The sequence below is a fragment of the Tundrisphaera macrotermitis genome (genome assembly GCF_051175315.1).
In the GTDB taxonomy this organism is placed as follows: Bacteria; Planctomycetota; Planctomycetia; order Isosphaerales; family Isosphaeraceae; genus Tundrisphaera.
Genome location: NZ_CP195101.1, coordinates 59,187 through 81,245, shown reverse-complemented (window position 1 = coordinate 81,245; position 22,059 = coordinate 59,187). Strand labels below are relative to the sequence as shown.

At 68.4% G+C, this 22,059-nt stretch carries 11 protein-coding genes and 3 rRNA genes; 10 read left to right on the top strand and 4 right to left on the bottom strand.

Annotated features, from left to right (window positions below; all coding sequences use genetic code 11):
- The first annotated feature begins 2,734 nt into the window (after positions 1-2,734).
- On the top strand, positions 2,735-3,565 hold the full coding sequence (locus TA3x_RS28765) for a hypothetical protein (protein ID WP_435022558.1): 831 nt from the start codon (positions 2,735-2,737) through the stop codon (positions 3,563-3,565).
- On the opposite strand, the gene TA3x_RS28760 is transcribed toward TA3x_RS28765, so the two are convergent.
- On the bottom strand, positions 3,529-4,911 hold the full coding sequence (locus TA3x_RS28760; RefSeq protein WP_435022556.1) for a hypothetical protein: 1,383 nt from the start codon (positions 4,909-4,911) through the stop codon (positions 3,529-3,531). The genes TA3x_RS28765 and TA3x_RS28760 overlap by 37 nt on opposite strands.
- Before the next feature lie 1,058 nt (positions 4,912-5,969).
- On the opposite strand from TA3x_RS28760, the gene TA3x_RS28755 reads away from it, so the two are divergent.
- Complete coding sequence (locus TA3x_RS28755; RefSeq protein ID WP_435022554.1) at positions 5,970-7,220, top strand: M14 family zinc carboxypeptidase; 1,251 nt, start codon at positions 5,970-5,972, stop codon at positions 7,218-7,220.
- A gap of 72 nt (positions 7,221-7,292) precedes the next feature.
- Here TA3x_RS28755 and TA3x_RS28750 read toward each other — a convergent pair whose 3' ends face one another.
- Entirely contained in the window at positions 7,293-7,523 is a 231-nt protein-coding gene (locus TA3x_RS28750; protein ID WP_435022552.1) for a hypothetical protein, read from the bottom strand.
- 205 nt (positions 7,524-7,728) lie between these two features.
- On the opposite strand from TA3x_RS28750, the gene TA3x_RS28745 reads away from it, so the two are divergent.
- The 6 genes from TA3x_RS28745 (at position 7,729) to TA3x_RS28720 (ending at position 15,492) form a co-directional block, all read left to right on the top strand.
- Positions 7,729-8,013, top strand: a complete 285-nt coding sequence (locus TA3x_RS28745; RefSeq protein ID WP_435022550.1) for a hypothetical protein — start codon at positions 7,729-7,731, stop codon at positions 8,011-8,013.
- Positions 8,014-9,427: 1,414 nt separating this feature from the next.
- A 16S ribosomal RNA gene (locus tag TA3x_RS28740) occupies positions 9,428-10,938 on the top strand.
- Between the two features lie 599 nt (positions 10,939-11,537).
- Positions 11,538-14,345, top strand: a 23S ribosomal RNA gene (locus TA3x_RS28735).
- 190 nt (positions 14,346-14,535) lie between these two features.
- A 5S ribosomal RNA gene (gene rrf / locus TA3x_RS28730) occupies positions 14,536-14,644 on the top strand.
- The 16S, 23S and 5S rRNA genes sit together here, the layout of an rRNA operon.
- Before the next feature lie 389 nt (positions 14,645-15,033).
- Positions 15,034-15,177 carry a hypothetical protein gene (locus tag TA3x_RS28725; protein WP_435022548.1) on the top strand — a complete coding sequence of 48 codons (144 nt, stop codon included), beginning with the start codon at positions 15,034-15,036 and terminating at the stop codon, positions 15,175-15,177.
- A 90-nt stretch (positions 15,178-15,267) separates the two neighbouring features.
- A complete protein-coding gene (locus tag TA3x_RS28720) occupies positions 15,268-15,492 on the top strand; it encodes a hypothetical protein (protein ID WP_435022546.1) in 225 nt (74 codons plus the stop codon).
- A gap of 123 nt (positions 15,493-15,615) precedes the next feature.
- Here the strand turns inward: TA3x_RS28720 and pyrC are convergent, their stop codons facing one another.
- Both pyrC and TA3x_RS28710 read right to left on the bottom strand, forming a co-directional pair.
- On the bottom strand, positions 15,616-16,671 hold the full coding sequence (gene pyrC, locus TA3x_RS28715) for a dihydroorotase (protein ID WP_435022544.1): 1,056 nt from the start codon (positions 16,669-16,671) through the stop codon (positions 15,616-15,618).
- Positions 16,662-17,654, bottom strand: coding sequence for a hypothetical protein (locus tag TA3x_RS28710; RefSeq protein ID WP_435022542.1), 993 nt, complete (start codon positions 17,652-17,654; stop codon positions 16,662-16,664). The genes pyrC and TA3x_RS28710 overlap by 10 nt, the downstream gene beginning before the upstream one ends.
- A 159-nt stretch (positions 17,655-17,813) precedes the next feature.
- Here TA3x_RS28710 and TA3x_RS28705 point away from each other — a divergent pair, with 159 nt between their 5' ends.
- Together TA3x_RS28705 and TA3x_RS28700 are read left to right on the top strand one after the other, a co-directional pair.
- Positions 17,814-20,288, top strand: a complete 2,475-nt coding sequence (locus TA3x_RS28705) for a M48 family metalloprotease (RefSeq protein WP_435022540.1) — start codon at positions 17,814-17,816, stop codon at positions 20,286-20,288.
- 120 nt (positions 20,289-20,408) lie between these two features.
- Positions 20,409-21,986, top strand: coding sequence for a M28 family metallopeptidase (locus TA3x_RS28700; protein WP_435022538.1), 1,578 nt, complete (start codon positions 20,409-20,411; stop codon positions 21,984-21,986).
- The last annotated feature ends 73 nt before the right edge of the window (positions 21,987-22,059 follow it).

Here is a 22,059-nt window from a genome sequence, read left to right as displayed (position 1 = left end):
CTGCGGGAGTCCTTTCGTCGCGGGGGTCAGGTCGCCCACGGAGGAACCTATCGGCACGCAGGAGCCGAACTCTGCAGAATGCAGCCGGGCCAACCCGGATCGCCCTGATCCGGCCCGCCCCCGGCGCGACGACGGGCACTCTGCAGAATGCAGGCGGGTTGGCCTGCCCCCCCTGCGAATCCCCATCGCGGGGCGAGACGCCGCCTGCAGAATGCAGACGCCCCGCTCCCGCCGGGCCGATCGCCGGCCCCTCTGCAGAATGCAGACGCGAGACGCGTCCACCTCGCGGCGGGGGCCCCTCTGCAGAATGCAGGCATGAGGCATCGGCCGGGGCCGGGCGACGGCCCGTCGCACCGCGGCGGGCGGGCCCGGCCGATCCAGGGCGAGCGGCCTGGCCGCCGTACGCGAAGGGGCCGGATGCCCCGATGTCGGCGGCGTGGGGCAGGGGGGATCGGCGTCCCGGCCGCCTCGCGGGCCGGGAATAACGAACCCAACCGACCCGATCCACCGGCCCCGCCGGCGACCGGCGGGGCCTCGGGAAGGGCCCTGGCTGTGGGTCGGTCCAGGTCGGTCAGCCGGCGCTCGACTTGAGCAGGCAAATCCCCGAGGTCGGTTTGATCCATCGCGATGGCTCCCGAGATCTCAGGGAGGAACGCGCCCCGCCGTCAAATCTGGAGTCATCGTCGATCCGGCCCGATCTCCCGACTTGGAAGGGATGATCGCCCCCAGTCCAGGACCACTTCGCATGGCCGGTTGAGGACGGCCATCGAGGCCGAGAGTCCCTGATGGAAAGGCGCGACTTCGGACCCGAGCATCGGGAAGTCCACGTCGCCCCGGAGCCCGGGAGCGTTGACGATCGCGTTGCGCCACTTCCACCCCTCGTCGTTCGGGGGAGTAAAGATGATGGAGAACGCCAGTCCGCTCGACGCTCCGCGGAGATGCCTCGAGTCCGCCCGGCAGGTGTCGAGGCGACGCGGGCCGGACCGGTCGTGAGGATGGGGGTTGCCGGATGGCCCGGCCCCCCGAGCGGAGCCGACGCTCGACGACTTCCTCGCATTCGACGACCGCCGGCGATGGGCTTCACCATGCTCAGCCGACTCCGCAAGGACTCCGATGCCTCGAACCGTCGCCCGGCCCGCGTCCGGCGGGGAAGTGGGGCCGCATCCGTGGAGGAGCCCACCTGGCCCGGCAAGGAGTCGGAGGTCGGCCTCGGGATCCTCGCGAAGCCCGATGGCCGGGGGTGCCGACCGGGTGATGCGGGTCGATGTTGGGGCGGGGCAAAAGCGTAAGCCTGCACCGACGCGACCCCTCGGCGGCGGACATCCCGGGACCGGTGGCCGATCGGTCCGGCCCGGAGACGTCGTCCCGCGATCGCAAGCATCCGGTCGGGCCGGGCAGCTTCTGCCTGCCGGACGGCACGATGACCGAGGCGGGGGGCTGAGGCCAATCGGCGGATCCGCTCATGGATCGGTCGGCATCACCCGGAAATGATGCCCGCCGGCGTACTTCCCATCGTCCGGGGTGAGAACCGGGACGACCCGGCGAGGCGTTCGACCCTGACCAGGCCGTTCCTCGGAGGGGGACCTGGAAACCGATCTGTCGGCATCGGATCGGGAGGCGAACGCGGCCGGGTTCTTTCCATCGACGTCGGTCAGGGCGAGGATGCCGACCGCGGCCATCATCCCCGACCGCCTCCGGTTCCACGCGATTCACGGCGTTCGCCCCAGGCAGGGCGACGGGCATCCCGCGGACCTGGCACCCGGCGTTCGCCATCGAACAGGGCCGCGAGGAGACGCCGCGCGGATCCGGGGCGCTCGGACCATGCCGGGTGGGACGATCCTCGAAGGCGACGGGACGTGGAGTTTCACCAACCTCCGGACGGATCCCAGGGTGGGGCTGGAATGGACCTGGTCGCCAGGACGCCACTGCCCTCGCGATGACGACCGGCGACCGATCGGGAGCGACGGCCCGCCTCCGTGCCAGGCACGGCCCGCGGCACATCGGGGAGGAGACTCTGTCATCAGCGACTTTGGTCCGACCGATCTGGAAGTTGTCTCGTCGCCTGCGGCACGGAGCTGGTGCCCGGGGCTGGCCAACCTGGACGGACGACGGCGAGCCAACGATGCGGAGGTGGCTTCCGCGGCACCCTGCCGTCCCCCCGATGCGACGCGAACCCATCGGCTCACCCTGGTCCTCCGCCCCCCCGCGGCAACGCATTCGCCACGATCGGGTCGGCCCATGAGCATCAGGGCGATCTTCGGCGATGGCATCTCCTGCCAGACCCGGGTATCGGAGGACGAGATGATCGTCAGCGGCCTGTGCGAACACGCGCCCGCGGCCCGGCGGGAGGGGTTCCATCGCACAGGTGGCGGGAATATCGCCGGACTCCCTCGGGCGCCAGGATCGCGAGGGCCGGCAAACACCACGCGCGGTGGAGGCGGGCAGGACCGAGGGCCGAAAATCCTTGCCGGCCTCCGCGGTCGAACGTTTCGCGGGCGAGCTGGCCGATCGATCGGATTGCCCCATCGCCATGAGCGCCCGGGCCAGGAACTCGCCGTCCTCGATCCCGGGAGGGGACAAGTCCTGCGGCCGGGCAGGGAGGCTCGACCTCGCCGGACGGGGAAGATCCGCCTCGCCGGGCCGGCCGCCATGACATGATATATAAGGAGGGCAGGGGACTGGCCGATCGGGGGAGGGGGGCATCGTGCAGGATCCTCGGGGCCGACAGGCCGCCATGAACGCGACCACCCGCGAGCACTGGGACGCCTTCGCCGGCCACCGACGCAACGTCTCGGCGCGGCTCGGGGCGGGCGGGGCCCCGAGGCCGACCCGGCTCTGCGTCGTGGGCGCCGGGAATGCCAACGACCTCGACCTGCCGGCGCTCCTGGAGGCCCACCGGGAAGTCCACCTGGTCGACCTCGACGCCGAGGCCCTGGCCCTCGGCGCGGGACGGCAGGGGGTGGCCGGGCATCCCGGGCTCCGCCTCCACGGCGGGATCGACGCGACCGGGATGCTCGACGCGATGGCGGCGTGGTCGCCCTGGACGTCGGTCACGCCGGCCGACCGGGCGGCCCTGACCGGCTGGCCCGCGGGCCGCGTCGCCCTGGCCCTGCCGGGCGGGTTCGACCTGGTCGCCTCCACCTGCCTGCTCACCCAGTTGATGGAGTCCGCCCGCCACGCGCTCGGCGCCGGCCACTTCCAGCTCGTCGCGGTCGAGCGGGCGATCCGGGCCGGCCACCTCCGGCTCCTCGATCGCCTGGCCGCGCCCGGCGGCCGGGCCTGCCTGATCACCGAGGTGGCCTCCTCGGACGCGATCCCGGGGCTCGGCGAGGTCCCCGAAGCCGACCTGCCCGGCCTCCTGCGGCGGCTGGCCCCGGGTTCGGGCCACTTCCGCGGCGTCCACCCGGCGGAGCTGGCCGAGGCCCTCCGCGACGCCCGCGGCACGGGCCCGAACGGGATCGGATGGGAGCCGACCCGGCCCTGGCGCTGGCATCTCCACGCCCGGGCCTACCTGGTCTGGGCGATGGCCTACCGGGTCGGCGGCCCGTCGGCGGCGGGGCGATGATGCGAAGAGGATGCAGGGCGGGATCCCCGCGGCGTCGCCTCTCCGTCGGCCCGGCATCCGGGCGGGGCGATGTCGAGCCGGGCCAGGAGGGAGGCCAGGGCGATCGGGCGTCCCGGGATCGGCGGCGGGGCGGGCCGGGCGGGCATGGCCGGGCCGGGACGGGTCGCGTCGAGGGCCCGGAGCTGCGACCGCGCCCGATCCTCGTCCTGCTGGGTCAGCGATCCCCAGCGCCGCCCCTCCACGATCGCCCGGAACAGCCCCGGGGGATTGGCCACGCCGACGGCCCGGGCGTGGGCCGCCGCCGCGACGTACCGCAGCCGATCCGCCTCGCTCCCCGTCGCCCAGCCCGCGGCGATCGCACGGCGGTGCAGGTCGAGGATCCGCGCCGGGTCCCGGAGATCCTCGGGCCGGATGTCGCGGAGCGACGGACGGGGCAGGGCGGGCACCCCCGGCCCAGCCTCGCGGATCGATGGCATTCCGTCGCCTTCCCCGCGGCGGAGCCGATCCCCAGGGGGTCCGGGTCGCCCGGGTTCTGGGTGGGATTCCTCCGGGAGGGGATCCGGGTCAAGATCAAGGGGTGGTGATTCGCGCCTCGGGGGCCGCCCCGAGGGGTGGCGATCCGCGTCCGAGGCCGCCCAGCCGAGGTCGATCCGATAGACGCGGCCCCACCGGTTCCACGACCACTGGTCCTTGGCGTCACCCTCGGCCGCCAGCCAGCCGATCTCTGCCAGCGAGGCGCGGGCCGCCTTGACCCCCCGGGCGTCGACGCCGAAGGCCCGGGCCACCCACGAGGCCTTGATCCGCCCGCGCGAGCCCCACCCGGCCTTCCTCCGGGACAGGCAGCGGAGCAGGGCGGCCAACGCCGTCGCGATCAGGGCCGGGCGGGCGCGATCCGCCAGAAAACGGAGGAGGCGGCGGGGGATGCACAGCGTGCCCGACCGGCCGGGGAGCGAGGCGTCGATCGGCTCGCCGATCCCGCCCGCCGGGCCGGCGACCGGATCCGGGAAATCGATCGTCGATCCGTCCTCCGCCCATGCCAGCAAGCCCGACCGGACGAGGCGCCGCACGGCCTGACCGGCCCGCCGTTCGCCGATCCCGGACAACCGGGCCAGCTCGGCGATCCGATACGAGGGGGAACGCCCGGACCCGGTCCCGGCCGCAATCCGGCCGCGCCGGGCGCGCAGCTCGTGGGCGGCCAGCCAGGCGCGGAAGTCCCCCGCGCCGCCCGCCCGACCCTGGCACTCACGCCAGGCGTGCAGGAGGGTTGCGACCCCGACCCTCACGAATCCCCCGGCGATCGACGCCGCGGCCGGGCCGCGGGCCATCGCGCACTTCGTCGTCCCCATGCCCGCCCCCCTCCTCCGCCCGGATCGGCGACCCGATCGGCGGACGCAGGTCGAACGCGGGCGTGCGTCGGCCCGCCGCCGTCTGGGGACGGCGGGTCGGGCGGGGCCGAAGCCCGCGCGCACCGCGATCGTCGATGGGCCGCCGTGCGGATTGACGGGGAGGGGAGAGGAGGCTATGGTGGAAGGTGTCAGGCTTCCGAACCATGGCCGCCGCGTCCGCGATCGCCGGCAAGCGATCCCGAACGTTCCCCGACCCGCCAGGGCCGGCCGCGTCCATCAAGGCCCACCGTCCCTCGCGGGGCGGGGGGCTTTTTTCATGCGCCCGCTCAATTCGCCTCGATCGATCGGAATACTTCTCCTGGACCCAGCCGAGATCCTCGCCCGCACGGGACTAGGGTCCGCGGCCGATGGTTGTCCACCGCGGTATCATGCGCCCCAGGCAGGCCGGCGCCAAGGCGCAGGTATTCGGATTCTTGCGGATTCGGGATCCTGGGCAAGCTTCGGAAGCCACCTTACGCCGTCAGAATTTTCATACGTCGCTGTTCGCTGTGCTGCGTCGTCGTCGTTTGTCGGATCGTCCGTCATCTTCTGGAGAATAGGCCGGCGATCGGTTGCATGCCTCGCGGCCGATCCCCGTCCGGGCCCGATCGTCGGTAAGTATACGGATGCTGAAGCCAAGGCTGGCCGTTCTTCGCGGCCTCACCGAGGCGTCGGGGTGCGGATGATTCGCACGTTACACCGTGCTCCATAGCGAGGAGTCACACCATCCCCGACGGAAAAACCTTTACGGGGTCGAGAACAGGAAGCTGAAAGGTGGGTTGCTTCCTGGTCGCGTATGCGGAGCGGATACGCTCTGTTTTCGCTGCCGAGGAGTCGGTGGTTTCAAGGCCTGCGTGGTGCGTTTGGGAACGCGGGTCCTGGCGGTCGGCGCGACGAATCGCCGCACCGGGTCCAAAGTCGCCAGGATCTGCGGTACACTGCCCAAGGCCTCGATCCCGGGATGGGCCGAGCGTGGGGGCAGGCCGAATTGTCGCGGAGGGGGATGACGGATGAGATGCGTGACGTCGATTCTGCCCTGGTGCGTCGCGGCCCATCTGGCGATCTGGACCGTCTCGGCCGCAGGGCAGGGGGCTGCGTCCGGGGGGCCGGCGAGTGGGCCGGGGTCCGGCCTCGAGTACATCGACACCGGATTCGAGAACGCCTCTCCGCTGTGGTACGAGTCCGCCCCGGACGGCACCATCCTCGTCCACCTCCTCTATGACCACGAACGGGCCTCGCCAAATCGTGCGGCGGGCCACTTTCATTTCCGGATCCATGCGAAGCCGGGCGCGTCGGTTGCGATGGAGTTCCGGAACCTCGACAACGTCTGGAACGGGAAGCGGGCGTCGGTCGCGGGCGAGATGAAGGTGGCAGTCGTCTCGCCGGACGGCAAGTCCTGGAAGCCGGCTCCGCTGGAGGCGTTGCCCGGCGATCGCGTTCGGCTGGCCGTCACCATGCCGGGGCCGGTCCTGTACGTGGCCCGCGCGGAGCCTTACCGGCTATCCGACCTCGACGCGTGGCTCGCCTCGATCCGGGAGTCTCCACTGGTGGAGATCACGCCGATCGGCCGGACGGCGGGGGGGCATGGGCTGGAGATCGTCCGGGTCGGCCGCCCCGATGCGCCCTACCGGGCCTTCCTCCGGGCGCGGGCGCACCCCTGGGAGCCGGGCGGCAACTGGGTCGTCCAGGGGCTGGTCGACCGGCTCCTGCGGGGCGACGACGAGGCGAGGCGATGCCTGGATCGGTATTGCATCTACGCGCTGCCGATGGCCAATAAGGATGGCGTCGAGCGGGGCCGGACCCGGTTCAACCTCCGGGGCATGGACCTGAATCGCGGGTGGGACCGGCCCGCGGACTCGGCGCTCGCGCCGGAGAACCGGGCCCTCGAACTGTGGCTGGAAGGGATGATCGGGCGAGGGCTGCGTCCGCACCTGGCGCTGGAACTGCACAACGACGGCAGGGGCCTCCTACATCTCAGCCGCCCACCCATCGCCGATCTGGGACGCCACCTAGGGCGGATGAAGACGTTCGAGGCCCTGCTCCGCGAGCATACCTGGTTCACCGAGGGGAGCACGGCCGCGGAGTTCCGCAACCCCGGGACCCTGGGCGATGGCTGGCTCGTTCGCTACGGGATCGACGCGGCGGTGCACGAGTTGAACGTCAATTGGATCGCCGGGCTGAACGACTACCCTTCGGGCGCGCACTGGAAGCTCTACGGAGAGCAATTGACCCGCGTCTTCGCAGATTATTTCGATGCCGTCAGGCCATGATCCATGTCCCCTCGGCCGGGGCCTCTTCCTCGTCGGAGGGACACAGGCTCGGAGGTCGACCTGGAACCGGAGTCAGCACCGGTCACTCGTGAGCTGCTTGCGCCGGGTCTTCTCGTTGGGTAGGACCGGGTTCGCGTCCATGTCGTACGCCCAGACGAAGGAGATCTTGGCGAATGGATTCGAAAACCAGTTGAGCCCGACTCCGGCCAGCCCCGCCCGATCGGTCCAGAGGGCAGGGGAGGCCAGTCCTGCGTCGAAGATGCGGCGGTCGAGGTCGAGCCGACTAAATCGTGCCCTTAACACCAACGCTTCGAGGCCGAACCAGCCCAGGCGGAGGTCGAACGGCCGCAGGGTCTCGGGTGCCAGACGCGCATGCGATATGACTCATAGGAGGAGAGCGTCCCGAAGTGATCTCCCCACACCTGGAAGCGGGAGTCGTCATCGAAGCTGGGGGCAAGCATCGAGAGAATGCGAGGTCGTCGCTCGCATTTTGAAACGCCGACTGCTGATGGATCCGGGCTTCGACCTGGGACATGACGAGGATGCTCAGGGCGAACTCGGATTCGACGGTCAACCAGCGCAATCCGTCCTCGTCGAAGTCGTAGGACGGCTTGATCGCCAGTTTGCCGAGCCGCCGATTGCCCGTTTCTCAGGCTTGCTGAGTGGTGGAGTCGTCGCCACTCCACGATCCTCCTCCAGCCGCCGCCAGGGAGCGGTCCTTGGTCGCCTCGTCGCGGAGATTCGGCGGCCCGCCCGCCTCGGACTCGCCTCGATCCAGATGATCGAGCCGTGACCCAAGTTCCGCGTTCTGGGCTGATAGCTCCCAATCCTGGCGTGCAAGGCCGTCGAAATTCCGGATCAGTAGGCGATTCATTCACTCCGATTTCCGGAGCTGCTCGGCGATCGAAAGATCCTCCGACACGCCGGCGATCGGAGACGGGTCGGGCAGCGGGGGGGGAGAGGCTTGCTAGGACGATCTTCGTCCGGCGCAGCAGATCAGCCCTGCCGCCTCGTTCGACGCGGTCATGTTGGCCGCGCCCCATATAAGGAACGTGCCCCAGGGATCAAACCCAAGAAAATGCCGCCGGACACTGTTGCCGGGCAAATTCGGCCCGTCGCTCCATTCCCTACGAGGAACGACCGGGGATCGCCCGGCGATGGTCCTTCTCCCAGGTTCGAGGGTTCGATGGATCGACTCAGTCGAATCCTGGGATGATTCCGGTTCGTCTCGTCGGACCGTGATCTATCGCATCGAGTCGAAACCCCTCCGGCATGCATCGACGCGACAGATCGAGTCCGTGATGCCAAAGGGAAGGGGAGGTCACGATTGGCGGCGGACGAGAGGCCATCGTCGATTCGCCCTGTAGTACGACTCGATAATTCAAAGGAGAAGAAGGGAGGAGAAGGAGTTACAAAAGGAGAAGGAGCAAAGCAAGAGGGCAGCCCGAGACCTCTAAAGGAAGATAGGGGCAGATAAGACTGTCATCCAGGAAGAAAACGATGGCTGGGAGAGCATACCGCAGGAAGGGGACAAAAAGAGAAAGGGAAGAAAATCGAATCTCTTTGCAGAGTGAAGTTTACGACGAAGTAAAATGAAAAGAGCTGGAAGACAGGAGAGCAGGCCCTTGATCCCGGACGATTCCCCGGTATTATAGCCCTTGTCGCCGGTGAGAACGGTGACGACGCGAGGCGGGGGCGAGAGTCGCCGCGGAGCGGGCCGAGAAGAAAATACGAAGTGATTGACTTCGCGACATCTTCCCGGTAATATCTCACTCGTCGCCGGCACAAACCGAGTCATGCGAGTGACTTGCGAGACTGACGGCGACAACCATCACCGAAGCCCTCGACTAGGGCGGCCCGCGAGGGTCGCTTGCTGCGTCTCAGGGCGGGTGGAAAAACCAAGGTCGCGGGGAGTCCATCGGACGAGCCGCGGTCGCGTGGGTCGGGGGGAAGCTCTCCCGGTCCCTTCTTTGACAATTCGGTCGATCGTCTGCAAGCAGACACACGCATGTGAGCGGGCCCTTGAGGGGAGCCGGCGTGGGAGGATCGGGATGAGCAGGGTGGGGCCTCGGCCTCGCCGTGTTGTCCGGGTCGGATCACGCAGCACTCGGTGGCGAGGTCGGGTTCATCTCCGACCGATCGGACCGGGGCGACCAGTTAGTTTTTCCTCGACCCGAGGAAATGGGAGCGGACTCGTCCGCTCTCCCATCTCGAAGGGTTTGATCCTGGCTCAGAATGAACGTTGGCGGCGTGGATTAGGCATGCAAGTCGAACGCCCCGCAAGGGGAGTGGCGCAAGGGTGAGTAAGGCGATGGTAACCAACCTCGCGGACGGGCATAGCCGGGGGAAACCCCGGGTAATTCCCGGCGACGCGGCGAACCGGCATCGGTTTGCCGCCAAAGGCTTCGGCCGCCGCGAGACGGGCCGTCGTGGTATTAGGTTGTTGGTGGGGTGACGGCCCACCAAGCCTGCGATGCCTACCGGGTGTGAGAGCATGGCCCGGCACACTGGGACTGAGACACTGCCCAGACTCCTACGGGAGGCTGCAGTCGAGAATCTTCGGCAATGGGCGCAAGCCTGACCGAGCGACGCCGCGTGGAGGACGAAGGCCTTCGGGTTGTAAACTCCTGTCGAGGGGGAGGAAGGCGCAAGCTTGACCGATCCCTGGAGGAAGCACGGGCTAAGTTCGTGCCAGCAGCCGCGGTAAGACGAACCGTGCGAACGTTATTCGGAATTACTGGGCTTAAAGCGCGTGTAGGCGGGCCGGCACGTCCGACGCTGAAATCCCCCGGCTCAACCGGGGAAGTGGCGGGGATACGACCGGCCTCGAGGGGGGTAGGGGGACCTGGAACTTCCGGTGGAGCGGTGAAATGCGTTGAGATCGGAAGGAACGCCCGTGGCGAAAGCGAGGTCCTGGACCCTTTCTGACGCTGAGACGCGAAAGCCAGGGGAGCGAACGGGATTAGATACCCCGGTAGTCCTGGCCGTAAACGATGAACACTGGGTAGGGGGCTCGCCGATGGGCTCCCTGCCGTAGGGAAACCGTGAAGTGTTCCGCCTGGGGAGTATGGTCGCAAGGCTGAAACTCAAAGGAATTGACGGGGGCTCACACAAGCGGTGGAGTATGTGGCTTAATTCGAGGCTACGCGCAGAACCTTATCCCGGGCTTGACATGCACGGATTAGCCGGCGGAAACGTCGGTGAGGCCGCAAGGTACAACGTGCACAGGTGCTGCATGGCTGTCGTCAGCTCGTGCCGTGAGGTGTTGGGTTAAGTCCCCTAACGAGCGCAACCCCTGTGTCTAGTTGCCAACGGGTCATGCCGGGAACTCTAGACAGACCGCCGGCGTTAAGCCGGAGGAAGGCGGGGATGACGTCAAGTCCTCATGGCCCTTATGCCCGGGGCTGCACACGTACTACAATGGGCCGGACAGAGCGTCGCCAAGCCGCAAGGCCGAGCTAATCGCATAAACCGGCCCCCAGTTCGGATTGCGGGCTGCAACCCGCCCGCATGAAGCCGGAATCGCTAGTAATCGCGGATCAGCATGCCGCGGTGAATGTGTTCCTGAGCCTTGTACACACCGCCCGTCAAGCCACCAAAGCGGGGGGCATCCGAAGTCGCCGGAGCCGAAAGGCAGGCGCCGAAGATGAAACCCGTGATGGGGACTAAGTCGTAACAAGGTAACCGTAGGGGAACCTGCGGTTGGATCACCTCCTTTCTAAGGAAACTTGGAAAATCTTCATCCACGCCGGAGTACACGCCGCACCGAGGATCCCGTATCCTCACCGCGGTGCCGGGCCGTGAGATGACATCGGCCCGTCCCGGACACGATCCCCGACGCCGGCCCCCCTTGCGGGCCCGACTCGATAGAACGTGGTCTACGCTTGCAGCAGATCGATCGAATCCCGGGATGCCGGGGATGGGGCGAACGCCCCTTCCCCGGCCCTCCCGTCGCTTCCCTCTCCGCTCCCCCACCGGGTGCGGGGCGGTGCAGGTCCCCCAGGGATGCTGCGTCGCCCCCTGGCCGGTGGCCAGGTGCCCGGGGCGTTGGCCCCGACGCATCGGATCTTTCACAATTCGGCGGTTGGTCACACACACGCAAGCGAGTGCAAACTCGAAAGTGGTAGTGGCACAGAATCATCCACGAACGTGGACCCTTTTGGATCCGCATGGGGACTAAACCATCCCATGCGAGGATCGTTACTCCGAGGGAAGGAGCGTCGCGAGACGCGCCGGCCTCGAATCGATGGGACTCATGATTCATGCGATCACGGCCTCCTGATCCTTCACGGGATCGGGGCGGGCACGGGTCGGCGTGGTCAAGTCCTTAAGGGCACGGGGGGGATGCCTAGGCGTCATCAGATGACGGGCGTGTTGGCTGCGATAAGTCCGGGGGAGCTGCCCAAAGAGCGTCGATCCCGGAATGCCCGTCGGAGACCCGGGGAACTGAAACATCTCAGTACCCGGAGGAAAAGAAATCAACCGAGACTCCCTCAGTAGCGGCGAGCGAACGGGGACCAGCCTAAACCGGGTGGGACACCACCCGGGGTCGTGGGGCCGGAGCCATGGAATGAGCCAGCGTCAGCCGAAGTCCGCTGGAAAGCGGCACCAGAGCGGGTGACAGTCCCGTAGGCGACGATGCGAACTCTCCTATCCGGTACCCGAGTAGGGTCGGGCACGTGAAACCCGGCCTGAATCGGCGGGGACCATCCCGCAAGGCTAAGTACTCGATGACGACCGATAGCGAACCCAGTAGGGCGACCGAACGGTGGGAAGAACCCCGATAAGGGGAGGAGACTGAACCTGAAACCCCGTGCCTACGAGCGGTGGGAGGGCGTCTGGCCTCGGCCGGCCTGACCGCGTGCCTTTTGCATAATGATCCGGCGAGTTACTGTGTCCGGCTTGGTTAATCCCTTCAGGGGAGGAGCCGCAGCGAAAGCGAGTCCTAACCGGCGACGATGTCGGGCGCAGTAGACGCGAAACCAGGTGAACTACCCATGGGCAGGTTGAAGCGGCCGTAACAGGCCGTGGAGGACCGAACCCACCGATGTTGAAAAATCGGGGGAGGACCCGTGGGGAGGAGTGAAAGTCTTATCAAACCTGGAGATAGCTCGTTCTCTCCGAAATGGCTTTAGGGCCAGCCTCGGGCAGTACCTGACGGGGGTAGAGCGACGGAATTCGGCCGGGGGGCTTCCCGCCTACCCGCCGAAACCCAACTCCGAATACCGTCAGGCGGACCCCGGGAGTCAGAGCGTGGGGGATAAGCTTCACGCTCGAGAGGGAAACAACCCAGACCGCCGACCAAGGCCCCCAAGTTGACGCTCAGTGGCAAAGGAAGTGGGATCGCGGTGACAGCCGGGATGTTGGCTTAGAAGCAGCCACCATTTCAAAAGTGCGTAACAGCTTACCGGTCGAGCCATCCCGCGCCGAAAATGACGGGGACTCAAGCGTCACGCCGCAGTCGCGGGTTCGATTTATCGAGCAGTAGGAGAGCGTCGCCATCCGCGGCGAAGCCGTACGGGGACGAACGGTGGAGCGATGGCGAGTGCGTATGCCGGAACGAGTAACGATAAGACGGGTGGGAAGCCCGTCCGCCGAAAGCACAAGGTTTCCTGGGGAAGGTCAATCCGCCCAGGGTCAGTCGGGACCTAAGTCGAGGCCCAAGGGCGTAGACGATGGGCAGGCGGTTAATATTCCGCCACCCGGTGGTGAGGTTGAAGCGGCGAGGACGCCGGGAAATGAGGGGTCGGGGCGTTAGATTACCCCGTCCCGCAAGGGCGACGGCATTCGATCCGGAAGCCCCTCTTCACCCGGCCACGAAAAGCCCGCCGTGGACGATCCATCGGCCCGTACCGCAATCCGACACAGGTGTGCTAGGCGAGCATCCGAAGGCGTTCGGGAGAACCCTCGTGAAGGAACTCGGCAAAATGACCCCGTACCTTCGGTATAAGGGGTGCTCATCCCGCGAGGGGTGAGCCGCAGAGAATCGGCTCTAGCGACTGTTTATCAAAAACACAGGACTCTGCCAACTCGCAAGAGGACGTATAGAGTCTGACGCCTGCTCGGTGTCGGTAGGTTAAGGGAGCCGGTTAGCGAAAGCGACGCTGGCGACCGAAGCCCCGATAAACGGCGGCCGTAACTATGACGGTCCTAAGGTAGCGAAGTTCCTTGTCGGGTAAGTTCCGACCTGCATGAATGGCGTAACGACTGGAGCGCTGTCTCCACGAGGGACCCGGTGAAACTGTAGCCGTGGTGAAGATGCCACGTACCCGCGGTCAGACGGAAAGACCCCGTGAACCTTTACTGCAGGTTGACACTGGCCCAGCGTCGGTTTTGTGTAGCATAGGTGGGAGGCAGCGACCCGGCGGCGCCAGCCGTCGGCGAGCCATCGGTGAAATACCACCCTGAACCGACGTTGGTCCTCACCGATCCGTGGCCCGGATCGGGACCGTGTTCATCGGGCAGTTTGACTGGGGCGGTCTCCTCCCAAAGCGTAACGGAGGAGTGCAATGGTACCCTCGGCCCGGTCGGCAATCGGGCAACATGAGCGCAAAAGTACAAGGGTGCCTGACTGCGAGACCCATCAGTCGAGCAGGGACGAAAGTCGGCTTTAGTGATCCGGCGGTGCTGGATGGAAAGGCCGTCGCTCAACAGATAAAAGGTACTCCGGGGATAACAGGCTGATCTCCCCCGAGCGTCCACAGCGGCGGGGAGGTTTGGCACCTCGATGTCGGCTCATCGCATCCTGGGGCTGGAGAAGGTCCCAAGGGTTTGGCTGTTCGCCAATGAAAGCGGTACGCGAGCTGGGTTCAGACCGTCGTGAGACAGGTCGGTCCCTATCTGCCGTGGGCGTTGGAAACTTGCGAAGGGTCTCCCCTAGTACGAGAGGATTGGGGAGGACCGACCTCTGGTGTTCCGGCTGTCCCGCTCGGGGCATCGTCGGGTAGCCAGGTCGGGAAAGGATAAGCGCTGAAGGCATCTAAGCGCGAAGCCCTCTTCAAGACGAGGTTTCCGGCAGCTTTACGCTGCGAAGGCTCCTGGAAGACGACCAGGTCGATAGGCCGGGAGTGCACGACGGGCGACCGTCGCAGCCGACCGGTCCTAACAGCCGAGCGGCTTGACCACCCCGACTCGTCGCCGCCCCCAAAGGCGGTGATCATTCGGGATCTCAGGCCCATCGACGACGATCCATGATCCTCCACGGGTCCGCGACCGAGATGATCCCGTCCGCCATCACGACGCGTGTGTGCGACCACCCTCCGCGGACGATCCGAACCACCGCGGCCGCGGGGAGCTGACCCTCCCCCGGCCGACTTCCGGCGACGATACTGGCGGGGCCCCACCCGTTCCCATCCCGAACACGGCCGTTAAGCCCGCCAGGCCCATGATAGTGCCCTCGGCGCGAAAGTCGGTCATCGCCGGATCCCACACCAGCCGCCGCCCGGCATCCCCCACCAGGGATGCCGGGCGGCGGCTTTTATCCGCCGACTTGCCCCGGCCGGCCGGATCTTTAATGCCGCACAAGCCTGCTTAATGACTTTGTGCATGCCGGCTCGTAACCGACTTCCCGAACCTTTGTGGATTGTTTCCAGTACGTCCGATAATGGCACCTATGTTATTGTTCTCCGGGTGTGGCCGTAGATATATGTAGGAAGCGCCGGGACTGACGGTAATCTGGTGTCGGTGCGGCGGATGACGGCGGCCATGGGGGCACTCCGGCCAGGATGGCGAGTGGCGTGGGCCCCGCACGATTCAACGTTTCCACGGGGCCAGGGGCAATTGGGCGTACCTGGACACGCTGACCAACCGGCAGGTGTTCGACTTCTTCCACGCGGCCTGGTACATCGGCAAGGCGACTGGGACGCTGTTCGCCGACGACGCAGCCGGGCAATGGCCGTGGGTCGATGGCTGGAGCCACCGGCTGAGGCACGAGGCGCGCGGCCGCGGCGCTGATTGAAGTACCTGGAGTTGAGGGGCGTCGCGTCGGGCAAGAAGAGGTTGCCGGCGGCGGTGGAGTCGGCGTTGACTTACTTCCGCAATCAGGCGGATGGGCTACGCCGAGCTGACGGCGGGGTGGGTCCCGATCGGCTCGGGGGTGACGGAGGCGGCGTGTAAGGTGCTGGTGAAGCAGCGGCTGTGCGGCTCGGGGATGCGATGGAAGGAGCGTGGTGCGGCGGCGGTGCTGTTGGTGCGATGCCTGACGTACACGACGGGCCGGTGGGGGCAATTCTGGTCGCGTATCGACCGCTCCGGTTTCCCGGTGGCGGCGTGATGGTCGTGCGGCCTAACACATGAAAAGGCGGCCGCACCCTGTGCGTCCAGGGCGGATCGATCTTGCGGGTTCTGGCGTCATCGAGGGGTTACCATCGCGACTGAAGGGCGATTCAATCGTCCCTCAGTCGAGGACTTTCCAGGGGATGGTCTCGCCGGCCATGAACGGGACCACGCCGCCCATCTCCTCGGGCACCGTCCAGGTCTCGTCGACGAGGGAGATCGTGTCGGATTCGTCGATGGGGAGCCCGTAGAAGTTAGGGCCATCAATCGAGGCGAAGCACAGGAGGCGGCGGATCGCCTGGTCGTGTGCCGGAGATCCGGTCTCGTCGGCCCCGCGGCAAGCTCGGAGGAAGACATCGAGCAGGACCGGCAACAGGACCGGGGCCGAGTAGACCCCGGCGCAGCCGCAGGCCGATTCCTTGGCCCCGCGCAGGTGCGGGGCGGTGTCCGACCCGAAGAAGAACCGCCCGGTTCCCGGGCCGGTCGCCGCCCGGAGCAGGGCCCGCCGGTCCTCGGGGCGCTTGGGCACCGGGTAGCAGAAATAGTGGGGGCGGATCCCACCCCGGCCGAGCACATCGTCGAGGGTGGTCGTGAGGTGGTGGAGCGTGATCGACGCCGCGACGTTCGCGGGCGCCTCATTTTCGACGTAGTCCACCGCCGCGGCGGTCGTGATGTGCTCCAGCACGACCTTGAGGCCGGGGAATCGCCCGACGATCTTGCGGACGACGTTGAGGTAGGTTGCCTCGCGGTCCAGGATGAAGGCGTCGGGGGCCTCGCCGTGGATGCAGAGGATCATCCCGGTTTCTTGCATCGCCTCGAAGACGGCGAGTAGGCCCGGGTCCTCGGGGTCGGAAATCCCGTCGTGGGAAGCGGTGGTCGCCCCGGCCGGATAGAGTTTTGCCGCCACGACCGCACCCTGGGCGGCCCGGATCGTCTCAGGGGTCGTCCGGTGGGTGAGCTTGATCGTCATGAGCGGCGTGAAGGGCAGTCCTGCGGCCGCCGCCCGGATCGTCTCGGCGTAGCGGAGCGCATCGGCCCCGGTTTCGATCGAGGGGACGTTGGGCATGACGACCGCCCGGGCGAACTGGCGGGCAGTCTCCGGGACGACGTTGCGGAGCATCGCCCCGTCGCGGAAGTGGACGTGCATGTCCGACGGTCGGATCAGCGTCAGCCGCATGAAATTACCTGCTCCTGGGCGCGATGCGCCCCGATCTTCTGTCCGGCGGCGTTCGCGGCCGCGATGATCCCCGCCACCCTCCAGGGGCGGACGATGGCCGCCGAGCCGACCTCGATGGCCGAGGCGCCGTCCTCCAGCAGGGAGATTGCGGCGTCGCGTCCGGTGATGCCCCCCCCGGCGACGATCGGGACCGGGAAAGCCCGCCCGCCCGCCTCGCGGATCCACCGTGCCACCAGGGGGAAGATCGGGGCGCCGGAGAGCCCTCCCCCGCCGAACTCGGCCAGGGGTGATGCGTCGCCGAACAACCGCTTCCAATCGATCTGGTCGGCCATCTTGCCCCAGGGGATCGTGTTGGACACGCAGACGGCGGCGCAGTCCTCGTGCGAGGCAATCTCCCGCGCCGCCTCGACCGGGACCATCGCGTTGAACTTCGGGACCAGCGGGACGCCGGGCAGGTGGCGGGCCACGGCCGACAGCGTCCCCTTCGCCTCGTCGATGAGCGAGGAGGGGTCGACCCCGACGTTCGGACAGCTGAAGTTCATCTCGATACCGAAGGGCGCCCGGAATCCGGCCCGCGCCGAGGCGATGGCTCGGGCGAAGACGCCGGCCTTGGCGAGCCGATCGGCGGGATCGGCGTCGACCGCCATGAACGAGAGGAAGAACGGGTCGGTGCGCGCCTGCCATCGGCCGTCCGCGAGCAGGGCCTCCAGGCCCGGCCCGGACAGGCCCACGGCATTGAGCACGGCGGCCTCGCGGAGGTTCACCGCGATGCATCGCGGCTTCCACTCGCGGGGCGTGGTCCCCTTGAGGGGCATGTTGCCGGCCCGGGGCTCGACCGTGGTCGTCTTGGCGACGAAGGTGGAGCCGTCGAAGCGGAGGCCGAACGGCCGCATGGGGAGGTGGTAGGGCCACCCCTCGCCGAAGAAATTCCGGGCCCCGGACGCGTTCCAGGCGGGCCGGAAGTCGATGCCGCGAAGGTTCAAGGGTCCCCCTCTGTTCGGGTGATCGGGGATCGCCACGCCCCCGGGGGGATCGCGGTCGCGTCGACCCGCCGATCCCACGATTATAACCCAACCCGTCCCCGCGAATGAGATGGAATCGGTTCGATTCGTCGTCGCGTGTTATGTACACTCGATGGCCGAATGGGCTGGACGGGTTTCTATGGGGCGGAGGTGGGGATGGGGATCGTCGTCGCTTGCCCGATCTGCCGGGCGTCGTTCCGGGCCGACGAGGCGCACCTGGGCAAGCGGGCGAAATGCCCGAAGTGTCGCGAGGTCATCCGGGTGGGCGGAGGAAGTGTTCCTGACGGCCCGGCACCGCCCGCGCCGGCGGCCGAGCCCGAGGAGGAGACCTATGGCCTGGACGTCGCCCCGAAGGTCGGCGGCCTGGCCCGGAAGGCGGTCGCCGCCCGCATCGGCAAGCGGGAGGCCGCGGAGGCCGCGCCCACCCGGCCGACGCGCAACCCGACCGAGATCCTGGCGGCGTTCCGGGGCGAGATCCGCCCGGTCCGGCCGACCCTGATGTACCGGCTCTGGGTGATCCTGGTCGCCGCCATCATGGTGATCCTGCCCCTGGTGTACCTGGCCCTGATCGGGCTGGTCGGCTACGGGCTGTTCCTCTACGCCATGCAGGGCCCGGCGTTCTTCCGGGGCGTCCGGGTCAACAAGTTGACGCTGGCGATCTACGTCGGGCCTTTGGTGTGCGGGGTCATCGTGCTTGGGTTCATGCTCAAGCCCCTGTTCGCCCGGCCGGTTCGCCGCGAGAAGACGCGCGAACTCGACCCTTCGAAGGAACCCCTGCTGGCCGCGTTCGTCGACGGGGTCTGCGCCTCGGTCGGGGCGCCGAGGCCGGCGCGGATCGACGTGGATTGCCAGGTGAACGCCTCGGCCCACCTGGCCAGCCGGGCCCTCTCCCCCTCCAAGCGGCTCGTCCTCACCATCGGCCTGCCGCTGGTGGCCGGCCTGACCCTGAAGCAGTTCACCGGGGTCCTGGCCCACGAATTCGGCCACTTCTCGCAGGGGACCGGGATGCGGCTGACGATCCTGATCCGGTCGATCAACGCGTGGTTCGCCCGGGTCGTGTACGAGCGCGACGACTGGGACCAGATGCTCGAAGATGGATCGCGCGAGGGGCACGTCGCGATCATCCTCGTCGCCGGCCTGTCGCGGATGGCGGTCTGGCTGACCCGGCGGATCCTCTGGGTCCTCATGTACGTCGGCCACCTGGCCAGCGGCTTCCTGCTCCGCCAGATGGAATACGACGCCGACCGCTACGAGGCGCGGATGGTGGGCGGGCCGGTCTTCGCCGAGACGATGGACCGGATCTCCGAGTTGAACGTGGCCTCGGCCGCGGCGCACCACGAGCTGTCGTCCTACTGGAGCGAGCGGAGGCTGCCCGACGACCTCCCCCGGCTGATCCGGATCGAGGCGGCGAAGATGCCCGAGCCGCTCCGTCGCCAGATCCGCGAGGCGGCCTCGTCCCGCAAGCCGAGCCTGTTCGACACCCACCCGACCAATCCGGCCCGGATCGCGCGGGCGCTCACCGAGGCGGATCGGGGGATCTTCGCCCTGGATGGCCCGGCGACCGACCTGTTCCGCGACTTCGACGACCTGGCCCGCAAGGCGACCTTCGACTATTACCGGGCCCAGCTGGGCCGGGACGTCGGCAAGGACCAACTCTTCCCGATCGCCGACGCCCTGCTCGATCAGGAGGTCCGCCGCGAGGGGGACGAGGCGTTCGACCGCTTCTTCCTCGGGGCCCTGGGGCCGAACCAGGCCCTGCCCCTTCCGGCCGAGCCGGCCCGCGCCCCGTCCGACCCCAGGGAGTCGAAGCGCGAGCTGATCGCCGCCCGAAAGGCACAGTCCGCGGCCCGAGCGTCCAATCTCGCCGCTCTGGGGCGATGGGCCGAGATCCAGGGCCGCGCGATCCCGGCCGAGGCGGCGTCCACCCTGACCCGGGCGGGCAAGGCGATCGCGGCGTCCGACTACGGCCTGGATCGGGCCACGACCCGGGCCGCCGACGCCGCCCGGGAGAAGGCCGAGGCCGACGCCGGCGAGATCGTCGCCCAATCCGCGCCGTTCGGCGAATCCGCCGCGTCGCGGCTGGCGCTGGCGATCGGCTTCCTGGAGATGGACGCCGTGGTCGCCCGCGTCGCCGGCGGCGAGGCGCTGCGCGACGAGGCCCGCGTGCTCCTCCCCTGCGCCTCGGCCCTGGGGGGCCGAATCATGCCCGCCCTGCCCCCGGTGTCGCGGGCGGTCGCCGCGCTCGAGCACGTGGTCGGACGATACCAGGCGGGGGACCAGGAGGATCGGGAGGCGATCAACGCCGTGCTGCGGGGCGGCGAGGCCCTCCACGGCCGCCTGACCGAACTGAAGTGGAAGCTCGGCGATGCGATCCCCTACCCTTTCGAGCACGCCCGCGAGGACACCACCCTGGGCCGGTTCGCCCTGCCGGCGGTGCCCGACGCCAAGGACATCGGCGACCTCCTCCGCGCGGGGGCCGAGGCCCAGGATCGCCTGTTCACGCTCCACCGCCGGGTCCTGGGCCGGCTGGCCACGATCGCCGAGGCCGTCGAGAAGGCCCTCGGCCTGGCCCCGATCCCGCTCCCCGAGGCGTGATCGCCTCGGCGTTGAACCGGAGGCCCGGATCGGCTGCAATGGCCGAGGATTCTATCGGGGAGGGGCCCGCCGACCGGTGGTCGGACGGGCCCCGACCGGCCGATCGGGGGCATGGTGACGATGAACCGTTGGGCAATCATGGCGGTCCTGGCGATGGCGACCGGGCGGGCCGCCGCGGCGGACGCGGACGGGCGATGGTGGTCGCACGTGGCCTTCCTGGCCGACGACGCGCTGGAAGGCCGCGACACCGGGAGTGCCGGCCACCGCAAGGCGGCCGAGTACGTGGCCGCCGAGTTCGCGAAGCTCGGGCTCCGCCCCGGCGGGACCGAGGGCTTCCTCCAGCCCGTGGCGCTCCGGTCGCGGACAATCGACGAGCCCCATTCCCGCGTCGCGCTGGTCCGGGGCGGCGAGGAGCAAGCCCTGACGCTGGGCGAGCATGCGATCATCTCGCTGAGGGTCGACCCCGCCACGTCGCTGGAGGCCCCCCTGATCTTCGCCGGCTATGGGCTCTCGATCCCCGATGCCGGCCACGACGACTTCGCCGGGCTGGACGCACGCGGCAAGCTGGTCGTCTACCTGCGCGGGGCCCCGCCGGGCATCCCGGGCCCGCTGGCGGCCCACGCGCAGTCGGAGGGGGAACGCTCCGCGGCGCTCCGCAAGGCGGGGGCGGTCGGCTCGATCGGGATCGCCAACCCGAAGCACATGGACCTCCCCTGGGAACGCATCGCCCTGGCCCGGACCTTGCCCGCGATGGCCCTGGCCGACCCGTCGCTGGACGACAACCGGGGCCTCTCCGCGAGCCTCGCCTTCAACCCGGCCCATGCCGACCTCCTGCTGGCCGGCTCCGGGCACGCCTTCCGGGACCTCCTGGACGCGGCAGACGCGGGCCGTCCCCTGCCCCGCTTCGAGATCCCGGCGCGGCTCAAGGCGACCATCGCCGTGACGCGGGCCGACGTCGCCTCGCAGAACGTCGCGGCCATCCTGCCCGGGTCCGACCCGGCCCTGAGCGGGGAATACGTCGTCTTCTCCGCCCACCTCGACCACCTCGGCGTGGGCAAGCCGATCAACGGCGACGCCATCTACAACGGGGCGATGGACAACGCGTCGGGGGTCGCCTCGCTGCTCGACGTGGCCGCGAAGCTCAAAGAGTCGGGGGCGAAGCTCCGCCGCTCGGCCCTGTTCCTGGCCGTCACCGCCGAGGAGAAGGGGCTGCTCGGGTCGAAGTCCTTCGCCGGCCACCCGACCGTGCCCCGGGGCTCGATCGTGGCCGACCTGAACGCCGACATGTTCCTGCCGCTCTACCCGCTGAAGCGGCTCACGATCTACGGGATCGACGAGTCGGACCTCGGGGCCGACGCCGCGGCGGTCGCCGCCGCGATGGGGATCGCCGTCGAGCCCGACCCGGAGCCCCTCCGCAACATCTTCATCCGCAGCGACCAGTACAGCTTCGTCCGGCGCGGGATCCCGTCGCTGATGTTCAAGATCGGGTTCGCCCCCGGCTCGCCCGAGGAGGAGACTTCCAAGGCCTGGTTCCGTGACCGCTACCACGCCCCGTCCGACGACTTGGCCCAACCCGTCAACCGGGACGCCGCCGAGGCGTTCGACCGGCTCATGGCGAAGCTCCTGGAACGGGTGGCCAACCGCGACGACCGGCCACGCTGGAAGGATGAGTCGTTCTTCCGGCGATTCGCCCCCTGACCCGTCCCCCTCGACCGCCCCGACCGCCGTCGGGTCCGCCCCGGCCCGATGGCCCGGGCCAAGCCCCCGGCGA

Coding starts and splice junctions, on each gene's coding strand:
- TA3x_RS28765 (WP_435022558.1), top strand. CDS start 2,735: ATGAACGCGACCACCCGCGAGCACTGGGACGCCTTCGCCGGCCACCGA.
- TA3x_RS28760 (WP_435022556.1), bottom strand. CDS start 4,911: ATGGGGACGACGAAGTGCGCGATGGCCCGCGGCCCGGCCGCGGCGTCG.
- TA3x_RS28745 (WP_435022550.1), top strand. CDS start 7,729: ATGGATCCGGGCTTCGACCTGGGACATGACGAGGATGCTCAGGGCGAA.
- TA3x_RS28720 (WP_435022546.1), top strand. CDS start 15,268: ATGGGCTACGCCGAGCTGACGGCGGGGTGGGTCCCGATCGGCTCGGGG.
- pyrC (WP_435022544.1), bottom strand. CDS start 16,671: ATGCGGCTGACGCTGATCCGACCGTCGGACATGCACGTCCACTTCCGC.
- TA3x_RS28705 (WP_435022540.1), top strand. CDS start 17,814: ATGGGCTGGACGGGTTTCTATGGGGCGGAGGTGGGGATGGGGATCGTC.
- TA3x_RS28700 (WP_435022538.1), top strand. CDS start 20,409: ATGAACCGTTGGGCAATCATGGCGGTCCTGGCGATGGCGACCGGGCGG.